The organism is Streptomyces lincolnensis (genome assembly GCF_021173675.1).
GTDB lineage: Bacteria > Actinomycetota > Actinomycetes > Streptomycetales > Streptomycetaceae > Streptomyces > Streptomyces lincolnensis_B.
This window is the reverse complement of record NZ_JAIHON010000001.1, coordinates 311,711-328,178: the sequence shown is the minus strand read 5'-3', so window position 1 is coordinate 328,178 and position 16,468 is coordinate 311,711. Positions and strand designations below refer to the sequence as shown.

Genomic DNA, 16,468 nt, shown 5'->3' with positions numbered 1-16,468 from the left:
GGACCGGCCGGGACGCGGAGATCGTTTCACGTGATCCCCCCGCCCCGGCCGCGAGAGCCCCCCCGACGCTGGCCCGGGTCACCCCGCGTTATCCGCACGGCTGTGCGGGTACCCGGCGGGCATGGACCGCTTGGATCATCTGGAGCACCTGGACAGGCATCTGGTCGACGAGCTGGCGCAGGTCGCTCGGGAGACCGTCCGCGAGGAACTGCGCGAGCAGACCCGCAAGCAACGCCGCAAGGCCGTGCTCTACGCCGCTTCCGGCGCCGTCGCCCTGTACGCGGGCGCGGCCGTCGCGCTCGCCGTGGGGCTGGCGCTCGCCATCGGCCTGCCCGACTGGGCCGCCGCCCTCATCACGGCGGCGATCCTCGGCGCCCTGGCCTATGTGCTGCGCGGCGCCGCCCGGCCCTCCGCGTCCCGTCCGACGGCCGCGCGCGAGGCCGAGGTCGCGGCGGCCGGGCAGCAGCCGGGAACCACCGGCACGATGCCCCTGGTCCCGCCGGGGCCCGGCGGGGCGGCCGCGCCGGTACCGCCGATGCCGCCCGTCGCGCCCCAGGTGGGCGCGCCCGGCACCGCACCGCGCCCCGGCGAGGACCCCGAGCAGCCGCACCACCGGGCGTGATGCGCGGTGCGCGACTTCCACGAGGGAGCGTCGGCGGGGCACGGCAAGGTCGTCGTGGTGACCGGGGCGAGCGGCGGTGTGGGCCGGGCCACGGCCGTGGCCTTCGCCGCCCGCGGCGCCCGGGTCGCCCTGCTCGCCCGAGGCCGTGAGGGCCTCGCCGCGGCGGCGGACGACGTGCAGCGCGCCGGCGGTGAGGCACTGGTCGTCACCGTCGACGTCGCCGACGCCAAGGCCGTCGACGACGCCGCCCAGCAGGTCGTGGACGCCTATGGGCACATCGACGTCTGGGTCAACAACGCCTTCGCCGGGGTCTTCGCCCCGTTCACCGAGGTCACGCCGGACGAGTTCCGGCGGGTGACCGAAGTGACCTACCTGGGCTATGTGTTCGGCACCCGGGCCGCCCTGCGCCACATGCTGCCGCGCGACCGCGGCACGATCGTCCAGGTGGGCTCCGCGCTCGCCTACCGCGGGATCCCGCTCCAGTCGGCCTACTGCGGCGCCAAGCACGCCATCCAGGGCTTCAACGAGTCCCTGCGGTGCGAGCTGCTGCACACACGCAGCGGTGTCCGTACGACGATGGTGCAGCTGCCCGGGGTCAACACCCCGCAGTTCGACTGGGTGGTGAACCGGATGCCGGGCCGGGCCCGCCCGGTCGCGCCCGTCTACCAGCCGGAGGTCGCCGCCCGTGCCGTCGTGCACGCGGCCTCGCACGGGCGGCGGCGCGAGTACTGGGTCGGCGGGTCGACGGCGGCCACCCTGATCGCCAACGCGGTGGCCCCCGGGTTCCTGGACCGGTACCTGGCCCGCACCGGCTTCGACTCCCAGCAGGACGACGGGCCGCACGCCGGTCCCGGCAACCTGTGGGCACCGGCCGACGGACCGCACGGGCGGGACCACGGCGCCCATGGGCGCTTCGACGACGAGGCCGTGTCCGGCAGCCCCCAGGACTGGGTCTCGCGCAACCGCGGGCGGCTGGGGGCGGGGCTGGTGGCGGCCGGGATCGGTGGCCTCGGTGCCGCGGTGACGGCAGGTCTGCGCCGCCGTGGACGAGGCCGGTGAGCACGCCCACGCGATGATCACCGCGATGATCACGTGGGCGGTGATCACGCCACCCGGTACTCCTCCACCTCCTCCGTCCGCAGGGTCAGGCCGTGGCCGATGCCGCAGACGGGGTGTACCTCGCCGCCGGTCGGGTCGAGGGCGCCGTCGAAGAACATGTCCTCGATGCGGACGTGGTCGTGGAACCACTCCATGTGGCGCAGGTTGGGCAGGGAGGCCGCCGCGGCCGCGTGGACGTGCGGGGCGCAGTGGGTGGAGACCTCCAGGCCGTGGGCGTGGGCCAGGGCGGCGGCGCGCAGGAACTCGGTGAGGCCGCCGCAGCGCGTCGCGTCGATCTGGAGGCAGTCGACGGCGCCGGCCGCGATCATCCGGGCGAAGTAGGGCAGGTCGTAGCCGTACTCGCCCGCCGTCACGTCGGACACCACCGTGTCGCGGACCAGGCGCAGGCCCGTCAGGTCGTCCGAGGAGACCGGTTCCTCGAACCAGCCGACGCCGTGCTCGGCCAGGGCGTGGCCGACGCGCACCGCCTGCTTGCGCGTGTAGGCGCCGTTCGCGTCGACGTACAACTCCGCCTCGGTCCCGATGACCTGGCGGGCGGCGCGGACGCGGGCCAGGTCGCGGGTGACCGCGCGCCCCCACGCCTCACCGATCTTGATCTTGACGCGGGGGATGTGCTGCCCGTGCACCCAGCCGTTCAACTGCGCGGCCAGATGGGTGTCGTGGTACGTCGTGAAGCCGCCGCTGCCGTACACCGGCACCGTCTCCCGGGCCACTCCGAGGAGCCGGGCCAGCGGGAGTTCCAGCAACCGGGCCTTGAGGTCCCACAGGGCGATGTCCAGGGCGGAGATCGCGCAGGCGGCGATGCCGGGGCGGCCCGCGTTGCGCACCGAGCGGCACATCGTGTCGTGCAGGGCGGGGATGTCCAGGGCCTCGCGGCCCTCGACGAGCGGGCCGAGGTGCTCGTGCAGGAAGTCGCCGACCGCCGCCGGACCGTACGTCCAGCCGGTGCCGCTCGCGTCGCCCGCGCTCACCTCGGCGATCACCACGGTCGTGGTGTCCCAGGACAGCGTGCCGTCCGCCTCGGGGGCGTCGGTCGGCACGGTGTACACGGACACCACGGGCGGGCGGAGTTTCATCACGGCCTCCGCATCCGCTCAGCGGCTCTGCTGGAGCTGCGGCAGGACCTTCGTACGGTAGAAGTCGAAGAAGCCTCGGATGTCGGGGCCGATCTGGTTGACATAGACGAGGTCGAAGCCCGCGTCCGCGAACTTCTTCAGCTCCGCGACGTGTTCGTCCACGTCGTCGCCGCACACCCGGCTGTCGCGGACCATGTCCTCGGTGACCAGGGTCTGCGCCTGCTCGAAGTGCCTGGGGGACGGCAGCACCTGGCTCAGCTCGCCCGGCAGCTGCTCGTTGGCCCAGAGCCGGTGCACGGTCCGTACCGCCTCGTCCCTGTCGGTGTCGTAGCAGACCTTGGTGCCGCCGCTGACCGGCTTCCCGCCGCCCCCGCCCTTGCGGTACTGCTCCACCATCGACGCCTCCGGGGCCATGGTGATGAAGCCGTCGCCGACCCGGGCGGCCAGCTTGGTCGCCGCGGGCCCGAAGCCGGAGATGTCGATCGGGACGGGCTCGTCGGGGACCGTGTACAGGCGGGCGTTCTCCACCGTGTAGTGCGTGCCGTGGTGGTTGACCTCCTCGCCGGTGAACAGCCGCCGCATGATCTGGATGGACTCCTCCAGCATCTCCAGGCGGATGTGCGCGGGCGGCCAGACATGGCCGACGACGTGCTCGTTCAGCGCCTCGCCGGTGCCGACGCCGAGCCGGAAGCGGCCGTCGGTCATCACCGCGCTCGTCGCGGCCGCCTGGGCCACCACCGCGGGATGGATCCGCACGGTCGGGCAGGTCACCGCCGTCTCGACGGGCAGCGACACGGCCTCGGACAGCGCGCCGATCACCGACCACACGAACGGGCTCTGCCCCTGCGCGTCGTTCCACGGGTGGTAGTGGTCGGAGATCCACAGCGACTGGAACCCGGCCTGCTCGGCCATCCGCGCCTGCTCGATGAGCTCCGCGGGACCGTACTGCTCGCACGAGAGGAAGTAGCCGTACTCGGGCATGGGGAAAGTGCCTCCACGAGGGTGGGCGGGCGGTTCGCCGACCGAGTACCCGGCGCCCGGCGGGGAAACCGGCGGCCGTAACGGAGCCCGGGCGGACGTTTGGCGGCCTGGACCAGGGGGACGCGGAAGGCTCCCGAGGTACGCGACCAGCCCCGGAGGCGAACCGTGAGTCGACCCCGCATCGTGATCGTCGGAGCCGGCTTCGCCGGGTACCGGACGGCGAAGGAACTGTCCCGGATGTCCCGCGGCAAGGCCGACATCACCCTGCTGAACCCGACCGACTACTTCCTGTACCTGCCCCTGCTGCCCCAGGTCGCGGCCGGGATCCTGGAGCCCCGCCGGGTCACCGTCTCCCTCTCCGACACCCTGCCGCACGTCCGCCTGGTGCTCGGCGAGGCCGACGGCATCGACCTGGACGCCCGGACCGTGCACTACACCGACCCCGAGGGCGACGAGGGCACGCTCGGCTACGACCGCCTGGTGCTGGCCGCCGGAAGCGTCAACAAGCTGCTGCCCATCCCGGGCGTCGCCGAGAACGCCCACGGCTTCCGCGGCCTGCCCGAGGCGCTGTACCTGCGCGACCACGTGACCCGGCAGGTGGAACTCGCGGCGGCCACCGACGACCCCGCGGGCTGTGCCGCCCGGTGCACCTTCGTCGTGGTCGGCGCGGGCTACACCGGCACCGAGGTCGCCGCGCACGGCAAGCTGTTCACCGACGCGCAGGTGCGCAAACACCCGCTCCGGGAGGGCATGCGGCCGCGCTGGCTGCTCCTGGACGTGGCCGACCGGGTCCTGCCCGAGCTGGACGAACGGCTCTCCCGGACGGCCGACCGCACGCTGAAGGAACGCGGCGTGGAGGTGCGCATGGGGACCTCCGTGAAGGAGGCCACGCCGGACGGGGTGCTGCTGACCGACGGGGAGTTCGTCGAGTCGCGCACGCTGGTGTGGTGCGTGGGGGTGCGGCCCGATCCGCTCGCCGAGTCGCTCGGGCTGCCGATGGAGCGCGGACGGCTGCTCGTCGACCCGCACCTCCAAGTGCCGGGCCGGCCCGAGGTGTTCGCGTGCGGTGACGCGGCCGCGGTGCCCGACCTGCGCAACCCCGGGCAGTTCACCCCGACGACCGCTCAGCACGCCTGGCGGCAGGGGCGGACGGCCGCCCGCAACATCGCCGCCTCGCTGGGCGTCGGCATGCGGCGCCCCTACGAGCACCGGGACCTGGGCTTCGTCGTGGACCTGGGCGGGGCGAAGGCCGCCGCCAACCCGCTGGGCGTCCCGCTGTCCGGCGTGGCGGCCGGCGCGGTCACCCGCGGCTACCACCTCGCGGCGATGCCCGGCAACCGCGTCCGGGTCGCCGCGGACTGGCTGCTCGACTCCGTCCTGCCGCGCCAGGCGGTCCAGTTGGGCCTCGTACGCTCCTGGTCGGTGCCCCTGGACACGGCCTCCCCGGAACTGGCCCGGGTACCGGGCCGGCCGCCGGGCCGACAGGAGACCGAGGCCATGTCCGGACCGGGCGCGGCCACCGCCCGGGACACGCGGCCCGACGGACCGGCCGAGAACCGGTCCGCCTCTGGGGCGGCCGGGAACGGGCCCGCTCCCGAGCCGGCGAAGAACCAGCCGGGCGGTGAGCCCGCCAAGAACCAGCCCGGCGGCGAACCCGCCCGCAATCAGCCCGGCGGTGACCCCGGCAAGGCCCCCGGACCGGTGCGCCGCACCGACGACGCGCCCGCCGACACTCCCGCAGACACCCCCGCGGAAGGAGACTCATGAACACCGGTGAACTCGTCGACCTCGCCCAGCAGTTGCGCGTCGACAGTGTGCGCGCGGCCGCCGCGGCGGGCTCCGGGCACCCCACGTCCTCGATGTCCGCCGCCGACCTGATGGCCGTCCTGCTGGCGAACCACCTCCGCTACGACTTCGAGCGCCCCGCCCACCCGGGCAACGACCGCTTCGTGCTGTCCAAGGGCCACGCCTCGCCCCTGCTGTACGCCGCCTACAAGGCGGCCGGTGCCATCGACGACGAGGAGCTGCTCACCTTCCGCAAGGTGGGCAGCCGCCTCGAAGGGCACCCCACACCGCGGCGGCTGGACTGGGTGGAGACGGCCACCGGCTCACTCGGGCAGGGGCTGCCGGTCGGCGTCGGGATCGCCCTGGCGGGCAAGCGGCTGGAGCGCACCGGATACCGGGTGTGGGTGCTGTGCGGCGACAGCGAGATGGCCGAGGGCTCCATCTGGGAGGCCGCCGAGCACGCCGGGCACGAGCACCTCGACAACCTCACCGCGATCGTCGACGTCAACCGGCTCGGCCAGCGCGGACCCACCCGGCACGGCCACGACCTCGACGCCTACGCCCGCCGTTTCCAGGCCTTCGGCTGGCACACCGTCGAGGTGGACGGCCACGACGTCGACGCGATCGGACGCGCCTACGGCGAGGCCGAGTCCACCAAGGGCCAGCCGACCGCGATCCTCGCCCGCACCCTGAAGGGCAAGGGCGTCACCGACGTACAGGACCGCGAGGGGCTGCACGGAAAGCCGCTGAAGAACGCCGACGAGGCGATCGAGGAGCTCGGCGGCGTCCGGGACATCCGCGTCGAGGTCCACGAGCCGCCGGCCGCCCGCGTGCTGCACGCCGTGCGCGCCGGGCACCTGGAACTGCCGCGCTTCGAGAAGGGCGACGAGGTCGCCACCCGCAACGCCTTCGGACAGGCCCTCACGGCGCTCGGCACCGGCCGCGGTGACGTCGTCGCCCTGGACGGCGAGGTCGGCGACTCCACCCGGGCGGAGTTCTTCGCCAAGGAGCACCCCGACCGCTACATCGAGTGCTACATCGCCGAGCAGCAGATGGTCGCCGCCGCCGTCGGACTCGCCGCGCGCGGCTGGGTGCCCTACGCCTCGACCTTCGCCGCCTTCCTGACCAGGGCCTACGACTTCGTGCGGATGGCCTCGATCAGCGGCTCCGGCATCAACCTCGTCGGCTCCCACGCGGGTGTCGCCATCGGGCAGGACGGGCCCAGCCAGATGGGCCTGGAGGACCTGGCGATGATGCGGGCCGTGTACGGCTCCACCGTGCTGTACCCGTGCGACGCCAACCAGACCGCCCACCTCGTCGCCGAGATGGCGGGCCTCGACGGCATCCGCTATCTGCGCACCAACCGCGGCGAGAGCCCGGTGATCTACGGGCCCGACGAGGAGTTCCCGATCGGGGGCAGCAAGGTGCTGCGGTCCTCCGACGGGGACCGGCTGACGATCGTGGCGGCGGGCGTCACCGTCTTCGAGGCGCTGGCCGCCGCCGACGCGCTGGAGCGGGACGGCATCCGGGTCCGGGTGATCGACCTGTACTCGGTCAAGCCCGTCGACCGCTTCACCCTGCGGCAGGCCGCCGAGGACACCGGCTGTCTGATGACGGTGGAGGACCACCACGAGGAGGGCGGCCTCGGTGACGCCGTCCTGGACGCCTTCCTCGACGGGCGGCCCACCCCGCGCCTGGTCCGCCTGGCCGTCCGGACGATGCCGGGCTCGGCGTCCCCCGAGGAGCAGCTGCACGCGGCCGGCATCGACGCCGAGTCGATCGCGGCGGCAGGGAAGCTGCTCGTGGAGGAGGCGGTCGTGCGGTGAGCGCGGACGACACCCGGGGCGCCGCGCGGACCGTCCGGGCAGGCCGGCACAGCGTGCGGATCCACCGCCAGGACAAGGTCCTCTTCCCCGGTGGCAGCGACGGTGGCGGTGACGGCGACGGCGCGAAGGAGTACACCAAGGGCGACCTGGTCGACTACTACCGGTCCGTCGCCCCCTTCATGCTGCCGCACCTGCGCGGCCGTCCGCTGATGCTGGAGCGGCACCCCGACGGCCTCGACGGCCCCCGGTTCATGCAGAAGAACACCCCGGACACCTACCCGGAGTGGATCCACCGGGTCGAGGTCCCCAAGGAGGGCGGCACCGTCTGCCACACCGTGTGCGACGACACCGCCACCCTGGTGTACCTGGCCGACCAGGCCGCCCTCACCCTGCACCGCTGGCTGTCCCGGGTCGGCCGGATCGAGCGGCCCGACCGCATGGTCTTCGACCTCGATCCCAGCGGGGACGACTTCGGCGCGGTGCGCGAGGCGGCCCGGCTGCTGGGGGAGCTGCTGGACGAGCTGAAGCTGCCCTCGGCCCTGATGACCACCGGCTCCCGCGGCCTGCATGTGATCGTCCCGGTCGACGGGCACCACGACTTCGACGAGGTCCGCTCCTTCGCCCGGGACGTGGCCGACACCCTCGTCGCGGGGCACCCCGACACGCTCACCACCGCCGCCCGCAAGAAGGAGCGCGGCGACCGGCTCTACCTCGACGTGCAGCGCAACGCCTATGCCCAGACCGCCGTCGTGCCCTTCACCGTCCGCGCCAAGCCGGGCGCCCCCGTGGCCACCCCGATCACCTGGGCCCAGCTCGACGACGCGGACCTCGACGCCCGCCGCTGGACCGTCGCCGACGCCGTCGAGCAGGCCCGCACCAACCCGTGGGCCGGGGTGCCGGCCAGGGGACGCGCCCTGGGGCCGGCGCGCCGGCGCCTCAACGCGTTGAGGCCCTGAGGTTTGGCGAACACATGAACGGCCACCCGCATGTGAGAGGTGGCCATGACGAACACAAAAAACTCATCAGAGTCACAGAATTCACGGAACAACCCCAAAGACGCAGAAAAGGGCACAGGTAACAACGCGGGAGAGGGCAAGCGGCCGGCCCCCATGGAGGTGCTGCGCCACGCGCGCGCCCAGCTCGCCGAGCTGACCGGCATGTCCGCCGAGAACGTGTCCTCCTTCGAGCAGACGGAGGACGGCTGGTCCCTGGAGGTCGAGGTCCTCGAACTCGCCCGCGTGCCCGACACGATGAGCCTGATGGCGAGCTACCAGGTCGACCTCGATCCGGACGGCCAACTCACCGGCTACCGGCGCGTTCGCCGTTACGAACGCGGGCGGGCCGACGCACACAGGCAGGGCGGCCGCTAGGCCGCCGTCCCGCACCCACACACGAACCCACAGACAAGGAGGCGCGGTCGACATGACCGTTGTCCCGGCCCAGCAGAGCGGCGGCGGAGGCGGCAGCAGTGGCCTCTACGACGTTCTGGAACTCGTCCTCGACAGGGGTCTCGTCATCGACGCGTTCATACGGGTCTCCCTGGTCGGTATCGAGATCCTGAAGATCGACGTACGTGTCGTCGTGGCCAGCGTCGACACGTATCTGCGCTTCGCCGAGGCGTGCAACCGGCTCGACCTGGAGTCCGGCCCGAACAAGAGCCCCGGGCTGCCCGACGTCGTCGGCTCGATCACCGAGTCCGGCGCCCGCGGCAAGTCCAAGGGAGCGCTGTCCGGCGCCGCCGAGACCATCTCCGGTGCCTTCAAGGAGGCCCGTGAGGAGGGTCAGAGCGAGTCCAGGCCGCGTGCCCGCAAGTCCACCGCCTCGCGCAGGAAGGAGGAAGAGCAGTGAGCACGTACGTGTACGGCATCACCGCCGCGTCCCACCCTTCGCTGCCGGAGGGCATGGGAGGTGTCGGCGACCCGCCGCGCCCCGTGCGCATCCTGAAGGAGGGCGAGCTCGCGGCGGTCGTCAGTGACGCGCCGGAGGGCCTGCGCCCCAAGCGCCGGGACCTGCTCGCCCACCAGAACGTGCTCAGCGAGGCCGGCGCGGCCGCCTGCGTGCTGCCCATGCGGTTCGGCAGCGTCGCCCCCGACGACTCCACCGTCACCGGGGTGCTGGCCGAGCGCGCAAGCCACTACGCGGAGCGGCTGCGCACCCTCGACGGCAGGGTCGAGTACAACGTCAAGGCCACGCACGACGAGGAGGCCGTGCTGCACCGCGTGATGTCCGAGAACCCGGAGATCCGCGCGCTGACCGAGGCCAACCGGCAGGCGGGCGGCGGCAGTTACGAGCAGCGGCTGCAACTCGGCGAGATGGTGGTCGCGGCCGTCAAGGCCCGCGAGGCCGAGGACGCCACCGAGGTGCAGCGGGCCCTGGAACCGGTCGCCGAGGCCATCAGCGTGGGCCCCGAGTCCACCGGCTGGCTCGCCAACGTCTCGTTCCTGGTGCACCGGGACTCCGCCGCGGCCTTCCTCAACGAGGTGGAGCAGGTCCGCAAGGGCCATCCGCACCTCGAACTCAGGGTCAACGGCCCGCTGCCGCCGTACAGCTTCGTCGACCCCGGGCCCGCCGAGCCCGCGGCCAGCAGGGCCGGTGCGGACAGCGCCGAGGAGTGAGGGCGCCCCGTGGGACTGATCTCGGAAGTGCTGCTGCTGCCGTTCGCACCGGTACGCGGCAGCGCGTGGGTGATCGGACAGGTGCTGCGCGAGGCGGAACGCCTCTACTACGACCCGGCCACGGTCCGGGCCGAACTCGCCCGGCTGGAGGAACGGCTGGAGGCGGGGGAGATCGACGAGGAGGAGTTCGACCGGCAGGAGGACGAACTGCTCGACCGGCTGGAGATCGCCCTGCGCGGTGGCGTGGGGACGGGTGACGGGACGGCACGATGAACCGAGTGGGAATGGGCCTCGCGGTAGGGGCCGGATACTTCCTGGGACGCACCAGGAAACTGAAACTGGCGTTCGCCGTCGGCACCCTGGTGGCCGGCAAGCGGATGCACCTGAGCCCGCGGGCGCTCGCGGACCTGGTGTCCGGACAGCTGCGGAACAACCCGCAGTTCAAGGAGATCGGCGACCAGCTGCGCGAGGACCTGCGCGGTGTCGGCAAGGCGGCCTCCGGCGCCATGGTCGAGCGGCAGATCGACGCGCTCGCCGACCGGCTGCACGGTCGGACCGCCCAGGTCCGCGACCAGCTCTCGGGCGTGGTCCCGGACACCTCCGACCTCGGCTTCGAGGACGAGGAGGACGAGGAAGAGGACAGGGCCGAGTCCGAGGAGCCGGAGAACCGGCGGGACGAGGAGTCCGACGAGGACTACGACGACACCGCCGACGCCGACGACGCCGAAGACGACCGGAAGACATCCGGGAGGAAGACCGCGAGCGCGGCGAAGAAGGCGGCCGGGAAGGCGCCCGCGAAGAAGGCGGCCAAGAGCGCGCGGAAGGCTCCCGCGAAGAAGGCGGCGGCCAAGAAGACCGCGGGCCCGGCCAAGAAGACCGCGGGCCCGGCGAAGAAGACCGCCGCGGCCGGCGACACGGCCCGTTCCGCGCGGGCCCGGCTGCCGAAGGGAGGCGGCGAGCGATGACCGAGACCCTCGGTGCCGCCCGGAACGTCACCGACAAGGCCAGAAGCAATCCCGTCACCGACGTCGCCCGCAGCGAGGCCGCCGACCGGCTCAAGGCCGAGGTGCAGGAGTATCTCGCCGCACAGGTCCAGCGCCTCCTGGTGGGTGTCGGCCACAAGCTCGGTGAGACCACCGGCAAGCTGAACGACATCGCCGAGGGCAACAGCCCCGGCTTCGCCAAGCTCGCCCTCGACGGCGGCCGCAAGCTCGCCGAGGGCAAGGGGCCGGTGCGCAGCGCGGTGGAGGTCGGCGCCTCCCGGGCCAAGGACAACGTGGTCGGTGCCTTCAAGAACCTCGTCGGCGGCAAGGGCAAGGGCAAACGCAAGGGCGGGGCGGGGCAGAAGCCGACCGTCATCATCGAGTTCATCGACGTCGGCGTGCCGCTGCGCACGGCCTACGACCAGTGGACCCGGTACCAGGACTTCTCCACCTTCGCCAAGGGCGTCAAGAGCGCGAACCGTGCCGACGACACCCACACCGACTGGCAGATGAAGATCTTCTGGTCCAACCGCAGCTGGAAGGCGACCACCACCGAACAGGTCCCCGACGACCGCATCTCCTGGACCTCGGAGGGCGCCAAGGGCACCACCAAGGGCGTCGTCTCCTTCCACCGCCTCGCCGACAACCTCACCCGCGTCCTGCTGGTGATCGAGTACTACCCCAAGGGCCTGTTCGAGAAGACCGGCAACATCTGGCGCGCCCAGGGCCGCCGGGCCCGGCTCGACCTCAAGCACTACGCCCGCTTCATCACCCTCAAGGGCGAGGCCGAGGACGGCTGGCGCGGCGAGATCCAGGACGGCGAGGTCGTCCGGAGCCACGACGATGCCGTGGCCGAGGAGGAGCAGGAGTCCGAGGAGCCCGAGGCACGGGACGAGGAGACGTACGAGGACGAGGAGGAAGAGGGCCCGTACGCGGAGGACGAGGAGCGAGAAGAGGAGGAAGAGGATCAGGAGGAAGAGGACGAAGGCGACGGCGGGGAGCCGAAGGACACCGAGGACGAGTACGAGGAGTACGACGAGGACGACGAGGACACAGCGGAGCCGGAGGCGGAGGCACCTGAGGACGAGGAAGAGTACGAGTACGCCGAAGGCGGGAGCCGACGATGACCATGCCCAGCCGGGTGCCCGAGCCCTACGGCCAGGGGAGCGGCGCCAACCTCGCCGACATCCTCGAGCGGGTGCTCGACAAGGGCATCGTGATCGCCGGCGACATCCGCATCAACCTGCTCGACATCGAACTGCTCACGATCAAGCTGCGGCTGATCGTCGCCTCGGTCGACAAGGCCAAGGAGATGGGCATCGACTGGTGGGAGGACGACCCGGCGTTGTCCTCCCGCGCCCGGCGCGACGAACTCGCCCGGGAGAACGCCGAGTTGCGTGAACGGCTCGCGCGCCTCGAACAACTCGAACCCGCCCGTGCCGAGGAGGAGAACCCATGACCGGACTGCGGTACGTCTACGCCGTCTGCCATCCCTTCGGCACCCCGCTCCAGTCCCAGCTGTCCGGGGTGGCCGGTGATCCCCCCAGACTGCTGCACCACCACGGCCTGGTCGCCGTGGTCAGCCACGTGCCGGAGCGGGACTTCGCCGAAGGACCGCTCCGCAGCCATCTGGAGGACCTGGACTGGCTGACCGCCACCGCCCGCGCCCACCAGGGCGTGATCGACGCCCTCACCGTCGTCACCACCCCGCTGCCGCTGCGCCTGGGCACCGTCTTCCGGGACGACAGCGGCGTCCGCGTGATGATCGAGGAACGCGAGGAGTCCCTGCGGCGCACCCTGGAGCGGCTGCACGGCCGGGTGGAGTGGGGCGTCAAGGTGTACGCCGAGCCGGAGCCCGCCGACGGCGCGCAGGGCGGGGCAGGCTCGGACGACGGCGTTCCGGCGGGAAAGGCCGTGTCGGGGCGGGACTATCTGCGGCAGCGGCGTATGCGGATGCGCACGAACGAGAACATGTGGGAGCGGGCGGAGGCCTTCGCGGGACGCCTGCACGAAACGCTTGCCGCGTTCGCCGAGGATTCCCGGCTGCACGCCCCGCAGAACGCCACGCTTTCCGGTGCCTCGGGACGCAACGTGCTCAATGCGGCCTATCTCGTGCCGCGCGAGGAATCCGAGGAATTCGTGGAACTGGTGGACCGGCAGAAGGACGACGTCCCGGGAATGCGGGTGGAACTCACCGGTCCCTGGGCCGCCTATTCCTTCGCCGGGGAGGAGTGAACCGTGACCGTGATCGAGCGTCGTGAGGTCGCCCTGGTGGACCTCTTGGACCGGCTGCTGGCCGGCGGGGTCGTCATCACCGGCGACATCACCCTGCGCATCGCGGACGTCGACCTCGTCCGCATCGACCTGAACGCGCTGATCAGCTCGGTGAACGCGCAGGTGCCGTCGCCGTGGGGAGACTGAACCGTGGGGAGCCGGACGTGACCGAACGACGCAACCGCCTCGACCTCGAACCCGACACCGTCGAGCGGGACCTGGTCAAACTCGTGCTCACCGTGGTGGAACTGCTGCGCCAGCTCATGGAGCGCCAGGCGCTGCGCCGTTTCGACGCCGGTGACCTCGACGAGGAGCAGGAGGAGCGGATCGGCCTGACGCTGATGCTCCTGGACGACCGTATGACCGAACTGCGCGAGCGGTACGGACTGCGGCCCGAGGACCTGAATCTGGACCTCGGGCCGCTCGGACCTCTGCTGCCCCGGGACTGACTGCCCCGGGACCGAGTCGCCTTCCCGGGGCCGGGGCCCTACCTCACCACCTGTACCAACGACCCCTGCTTCCGCCCGCGGTCGTACCCCGCATCAGGAAGCCCAGAAGCCATAGCACCAGAACAGCCAGCGCAATCCACCAGAGCAGTTTCACCGCGAATCCGGCACCGAAAAGAATCAGCACCAGAAGCAGTACCAGCAGAATGGGAACCATAATGTGAACCTCCTGCTTTCCGGGTTTCCCGAAAACGGCGGTTCAGGCTTCCTTTCGGCACAGAATCTCTCCGTGCAGTACACAGAACCACCCGTCCTCGTGCGTGCCCCACTCCCGCCAGGCGTCCGAGACGGCCCGCAGCTGTTCCGGTGTGGCGTGGCCGCCCCCGGTGGCCCGTTCCGCGTAGGCGGAGGCCAGGGTGCGGTCCGCCCACAGGCCGCTCCACCAGGCCCGCTCCTCGGCGGTGGCGAAGGTCCAGGTGCCGGAGGTCGCCGTGATGTCGGTCAGGCCGGCCTCCAGGGCCCAGGACTTCAGCCGGCGCCCCGCGTCCGGCTCCCCGCCGTTGGCGCGGGCCACCCGGCGGTACAGGTCCAGCCAGTCGTCCATCCCCCGGGACGCCGGGTACCAGGTCATGGCCGCGTAGTCGGAGTCCCGTACGGCGATGAAGCCGCCCGGCCTGGTCACGCGCTTCATCTCGCGCAGCGCCTGCACCGGGTCGCCCACATGCTGCAGCACCTGGTGGGCGTGGACCACGCAGAACGTGTCGTCCGGGAAGTCCAGGGCGTGCACGTCCGCCACCGTGAAGTCGACGTTGGTCAGACCGCGCCCGGCGGCCGTGGCCCGGGCCGTGTCCAGGATCCCCGGCGCGTGGTCGGCCCCCGTGACGTGTCCGTCGGGGACCAGCTCCGCGAGGTCCGCGGTGATCGTGCCCGGGCCGCAGCCGATGTCCAGGACCTTCATGTGCGGTTTCAGCGAACCGAGCAGGTAGGCCGCCGAGTTGGCGGCCGTCCGCCAGGTGTGGGACCGCAGCACCGACTCGTGGTGCCCGTGCGTGTAGACGGCGGTCTCCTGTGCTCCGGACATGACTGATCCCCTTTCGGCATGCCGGCTGAGGGGCCTCGCGACCCCTCCGGCGATACGGATCACCGTACGCTCGCATGCCGGATGCTGAGACCCCCGGTCTCGCCATACGGACTGATGGGTGATCAGCGGCCAGGCAGCGGCCGGTAGACCGTGAGGGCCTGCGGCAGCTTCTCCAGCGTCACCGCGCCCTCCACCTCGATCACTTCGCCGTCGTAGGCCAGCAGCGTGCCCGGGGCGACACTCGCCACCTGCAGCCGGCCGACCTGGACCGCCGCGTGCACGGGGGAGCGGGTCAGTGGACCGGCGAGCGCGGCCGCGAGCAGCCGGGCGGCGGGCCGCCGGCCGCCGTGCACGACCCGGACGTCGAGCTGACCGTCCGCCAGGTCGCTGCGGCGGCCCGGCCCGAGGCCCATCCGGTGATAGGTGCCGTTGCCGACGAACAGCAGCCAGAGCGGCCGCGCCCGGCCGCGGAACTCGGCCTCCAGCGGGTGCCGGTCGGCGCGCACCACACGCAGCGCCGCGACCACCCCGGCCGGCCAGCCGCCGATCCGGCGCGTCCAGCGCTCCCGCTCGCGCACCAGCTCCGGATACACGCCCAGGCTCAGCGTGTTGAGGAAGACGCCCTCGGTCCCGCCGCACGCGAAGCGCCCCACGTCGACGTGCACGCCCTCGCCCTCCTGGACGGCCCGTCCCAGATCGCGGACACCCTCGACGCCCAGGTCGTAGGCGAAGTGGTTCAGCGTGCCGCCGGGCAGCACCGCCAGCGCCAGGCCGTGGCGCAGGGCGACCTCGGCGGCGGCGTTGACCGTGCCGTCCCCGCCGCACACTCCGAGGACCCGGGCCCGGGCCGCGGCCTTCTCCAACTCGGCGCGCACATCGGCCGGTTCGCACTCGACGACCTCGGCCGCGGGCAGGATGTCCCGCAGCGCGCGGACGCGGTCGGCGGTGCCCGAGGCCGTGTTCGCCACCATCACCAGGCCCTCGCCGTCCGCCAGCGCCGGCACCTCCGCCCGGGGCCGGGCCGGCGGCACGGCCTGGGCCCGCGTCGGCACCAGACGCCGTACGACGAACGCGGCGCCCGCGCCCAGGGCCGCGCCCGCCAGCACGTCGCTGGGGAAGTGCACGCCTGTGTAGACGCGGGACATGGCCACCGAGAAGGCGACCGGGGCCACCACCGCGCCCCAGGCCGGCGACTCCAGGGCGACCCCCGTCGCGAACGCGGCCGCGGACGCGGAGTGGCCGGACGGGAAGGAGGTGGTGATCGGCTGCCGCTTCAGCTGCCGCACCAGCGGCACCGGATCCAGCACGGGCCTGTTGCGGCGCACCGAGCGCTTTCCGACGGTGTTGATGGCCAGCGAGGCCAGGCTCAGCGAGGCCAGGCCCCGCGCGGCGGCCCGGCGGGCCCGGGGAGTGCGGCTCGCGGCCATCACGGCGGCCGTCGCGAACCACAGCACGCCGTGGTTCGCGCTCCGGCTCAGCCGCGGCAGGACCGGCTCGGCGGCCGGCCAGTGCCGCTCGGCGGCGAACTCGAACAGCCGGCTGTCGAGCGACAGCAGCTTCTCGCGCAGGACGTGGTGGCCGGGCTTCGGGACGGTGAGGTCGACATCTGGGCTCATGGGCCACGAGTACCCTGCCGAGGTCGCTTCTTGTTGCGATACCG

General features: G+C 72.5%; 20 protein-coding genes. 15 read left to right on the top strand and 5 right to left on the bottom strand.

All coding sequences use genetic code 11. The annotated features are described in order from the left end of the window. Window positions 1–121 precede the first annotated feature (121 nt). A complete protein-coding gene (locus K4B79_RS01420) occupies window positions 122–622 on the top strand; it encodes a phage holin family protein (protein WP_232024295.1) in 501 nt (166 codons plus the stop codon). 6 nt (window positions 623–628) lie between these two features. After that, window positions 629–1,681, top strand: coding sequence for an SDR family oxidoreductase (locus K4B79_RS01415; RefSeq protein WP_232024294.1), 1,053 nt, complete (start codon window positions 629–631; stop codon window positions 1,679–1,681). Window positions 1,682–1,725: 44 nt separating this feature from the next. Here the strand turns inward: K4B79_RS01415 and K4B79_RS01410 are convergent, their stop codons facing one another. Continuing rightward, complete coding sequence (locus tag K4B79_RS01410; RefSeq protein WP_232024293.1) at window positions 1,726–2,817, bottom strand: enolase C-terminal domain-like protein; 1,092 nt, start codon at window positions 2,815–2,817, stop codon at window positions 1,726–1,728. 18 nt (window positions 2,818–2,835) lie between these two features. After that, window positions 2,836–3,798 (bottom strand): LLM class F420-dependent oxidoreductase, encoded by a 963-nt coding sequence (locus K4B79_RS01405; RefSeq protein ID WP_232024292.1) that lies wholly within the window; start codon window positions 3,796–3,798, stop codon window positions 2,836–2,838. A 165-nt stretch (window positions 3,799–3,963) separates the two neighbouring features. Here K4B79_RS01405 and K4B79_RS01400 point away from each other — a divergent pair, with 165 nt between their 5' ends. The 13 genes from K4B79_RS01400 to K4B79_RS01340 are packed head-to-tail and all read left to right on the top strand — an operon-like array spanning window position 3,964 to window position 13,730. Continuing rightward, on the top strand, window positions 3,964–5,565 hold the full coding sequence (locus K4B79_RS01400; protein WP_232024291.1) for an NAD(P)/FAD-dependent oxidoreductase: 1,602 nt from the start codon (window positions 3,964–3,966) through the stop codon (window positions 5,563–5,565). Beyond that, on the top strand, window positions 5,562–7,409 hold the full coding sequence (locus K4B79_RS01395; protein ID WP_232024290.1) for a transketolase: 1,848 nt from the start codon (window positions 5,562–5,564) through the stop codon (window positions 7,407–7,409). Before K4B79_RS01400 ends, K4B79_RS01395 begins: the two co-directional genes overlap by 4 nt. Next, window positions 7,406–8,365 (top strand): non-homologous end-joining DNA ligase, encoded by a 960-nt coding sequence (gene ligD, locus K4B79_RS01390; RefSeq protein WP_232024289.1) that lies wholly within the window; start codon window positions 7,406–7,408, stop codon window positions 8,363–8,365. Before K4B79_RS01395 ends, ligD begins: the two co-directional genes overlap by 4 nt. 45 nt (window positions 8,366–8,410) lie before the next feature. Then, a complete protein-coding gene (locus K4B79_RS01385) occupies window positions 8,411–8,779 on the top strand; it encodes a gas vesicle protein GvpO (protein ID WP_232024288.1) in 369 nt (122 codons plus the stop codon). Window positions 8,780–8,831: 52 nt separating this feature from the next. Next, window positions 8,832–9,257, top strand: coding sequence for a gas vesicle structural protein GvpA (locus K4B79_RS01380; RefSeq protein ID WP_232024287.1), 426 nt, complete (start codon window positions 8,832–8,834; stop codon window positions 9,255–9,257). Continuing rightward, the gene (locus K4B79_RS01375; RefSeq protein ID WP_232024286.1) at window positions 9,254–10,024 is read left to right on the top strand and encodes a GvpL/GvpF family gas vesicle protein; all 771 of its coding nucleotides are present in this window, start codon (window positions 9,254–9,256) and stop codon (window positions 10,022–10,024) included. The genes K4B79_RS01380 and K4B79_RS01375 overlap by 4 nt, the downstream gene beginning before the upstream one ends. 9 nt (window positions 10,025–10,033) lie before the next feature. Continuing rightward, window positions 10,034–10,297: a gas vesicle protein GvpG gene (locus K4B79_RS01370; RefSeq protein ID WP_232024285.1), complete on the top strand. Its 264-nt coding sequence runs from the start codon at window positions 10,034–10,036 to the stop codon at window positions 10,295–10,297. Further along, window positions 10,294–10,989, top strand: a complete 696-nt coding sequence (locus K4B79_RS01365; protein ID WP_232024284.1) for a DNA primase — start codon at window positions 10,294–10,296, stop codon at window positions 10,987–10,989. The genes K4B79_RS01370 and K4B79_RS01365 overlap by 4 nt, the downstream gene beginning before the upstream one ends. After that, the gene (locus tag K4B79_RS01360; RefSeq protein WP_232024283.1) at window positions 10,986–12,134 is read left to right on the top strand and encodes an SRPBCC family protein; all 1,149 of its coding nucleotides are present in this window, start codon (window positions 10,986–10,988) and stop codon (window positions 12,132–12,134) included. The genes K4B79_RS01365 and K4B79_RS01360 overlap by 4 nt, the downstream gene beginning before the upstream one ends. Then, window positions 12,131–12,466, top strand: coding sequence for a gas vesicle protein (locus tag K4B79_RS01355; RefSeq protein ID WP_232024282.1), 336 nt, complete (start codon window positions 12,131–12,133; stop codon window positions 12,464–12,466). Before K4B79_RS01360 ends, K4B79_RS01355 begins: the two co-directional genes overlap by 4 nt. After that, window positions 12,463–13,242 (top strand): GvpL/GvpF family gas vesicle protein, encoded by a 780-nt coding sequence (locus K4B79_RS01350; RefSeq protein ID WP_232024281.1) that lies wholly within the window; start codon window positions 12,463–12,465, stop codon window positions 13,240–13,242. Before K4B79_RS01355 ends, K4B79_RS01350 begins: the two co-directional genes overlap by 4 nt. Window positions 13,243–13,245: 3 nt before the next feature. Next, a complete protein-coding gene (locus tag K4B79_RS01345) occupies window positions 13,246–13,428 on the top strand; it encodes a gas vesicle protein (protein ID WP_020133312.1) in 183 nt (60 codons plus the stop codon). A gap of 17 nt (window positions 13,429–13,445) precedes the next feature. Then, a complete protein-coding gene (locus tag K4B79_RS01340) occupies window positions 13,446–13,730 on the top strand; it encodes a gas vesicle protein K (RefSeq protein WP_232024280.1) in 285 nt (94 codons plus the stop codon). A 43-nt stretch (window positions 13,731–13,773) separates the two neighbouring features. Here K4B79_RS01340 and K4B79_RS01335 read toward each other — a convergent pair whose 3' ends face one another. The 3 genes from K4B79_RS01335 to K4B79_RS01325 all read right to left on the bottom strand — a co-directional run bounded on the left by K4B79_RS01335 (window position 13,774) and on the right by K4B79_RS01325 (window position 16,424). Beyond that, window positions 13,774–13,944, bottom strand: a complete 171-nt coding sequence (locus K4B79_RS01335) for a hydrophobic protein (RefSeq protein ID WP_232024279.1) — start codon at window positions 13,942–13,944, stop codon at window positions 13,774–13,776. A gap of 42 nt (window positions 13,945–13,986) precedes the next feature. Beyond that, the gene (locus K4B79_RS01330) at window positions 13,987–14,808 is read right to left on the bottom strand and encodes a methyltransferase domain-containing protein (protein WP_232024278.1); all 822 of its coding nucleotides are present in this window, start codon (window positions 14,806–14,808) and stop codon (window positions 13,987–13,989) included. Window positions 14,809–14,930: 122 nt separating this feature from the next. Continuing rightward, window positions 14,931–16,424, bottom strand: a complete 1,494-nt coding sequence (locus K4B79_RS01325; RefSeq protein ID WP_232024277.1) for a bifunctional phosphatase PAP2/diacylglycerol kinase family protein — start codon at window positions 16,422–16,424, stop codon at window positions 14,931–14,933. Window positions 16,425–16,468: the final 44 nt, after the last annotated feature.

Excerpts from the sequence above, each read along its gene's own strand:
- K4B79_RS01420 (WP_232024295.1), top strand. The coding sequence starts at position 122 with ATGGACCGCTTGGATCATCTGGAGCACCTGGACAGGCATCTGGTCGAC.
- K4B79_RS01410 (WP_232024293.1), bottom strand. The coding sequence starts at position 2,817 with ATGAAACTCCGCCCGCCCGTGGTGTCCGTGTACACCGTGCCGACCGAC.
- K4B79_RS01405 (WP_232024292.1), bottom strand. The coding sequence starts at position 3,798 with ATGCCCGAGTACGGCTACTTCCTCTCGTGCGAGCAGTACGGTCCCGCG.
- K4B79_RS01395 (WP_232024290.1), top strand. The coding sequence starts at position 5,562 with ATGAACACCGGTGAACTCGTCGACCTCGCCCAGCAGTTGCGCGTCGAC.
- K4B79_RS01385 (WP_232024288.1), top strand. The coding sequence starts at position 8,411 with ATGACGAACACAAAAAACTCATCAGAGTCACAGAATTCACGGAACAAC.
- K4B79_RS01380 (WP_232024287.1), top strand. The coding sequence starts at position 8,832 with ATGACCGTTGTCCCGGCCCAGCAGAGCGGCGGCGGAGGCGGCAGCAGT.
- K4B79_RS01365 (WP_232024284.1), top strand. The coding sequence starts at position 10,294 with ATGAACCGAGTGGGAATGGGCCTCGCGGTAGGGGCCGGATACTTCCTG.
- K4B79_RS01360 (WP_232024283.1), top strand. The coding sequence starts at position 10,986 with ATGACCGAGACCCTCGGTGCCGCCCGGAACGTCACCGACAAGGCCAGA.
- K4B79_RS01355 (WP_232024282.1), top strand. The coding sequence starts at position 12,131 with ATGACCATGCCCAGCCGGGTGCCCGAGCCCTACGGCCAGGGGAGCGGC.
- K4B79_RS01350 (WP_232024281.1), top strand. The coding sequence starts at position 12,463 with ATGACCGGACTGCGGTACGTCTACGCCGTCTGCCATCCCTTCGGCACC.
- K4B79_RS01335 (WP_232024279.1), bottom strand. The coding sequence starts at position 13,944 with ATGGTTCCCATTCTGCTGGTACTGCTTCTGGTGCTGATTCTTTTCGGT.
- K4B79_RS01330 (WP_232024278.1), bottom strand. The coding sequence starts at position 14,808 with ATGTCCGGAGCACAGGAGACCGCCGTCTACACGCACGGGCACCACGAG.
- K4B79_RS01325 (WP_232024277.1), bottom strand. The coding sequence starts at position 16,424 with ATGAGCCCAGATGTCGACCTCACCGTCCCGAAGCCCGGCCACCACGTC.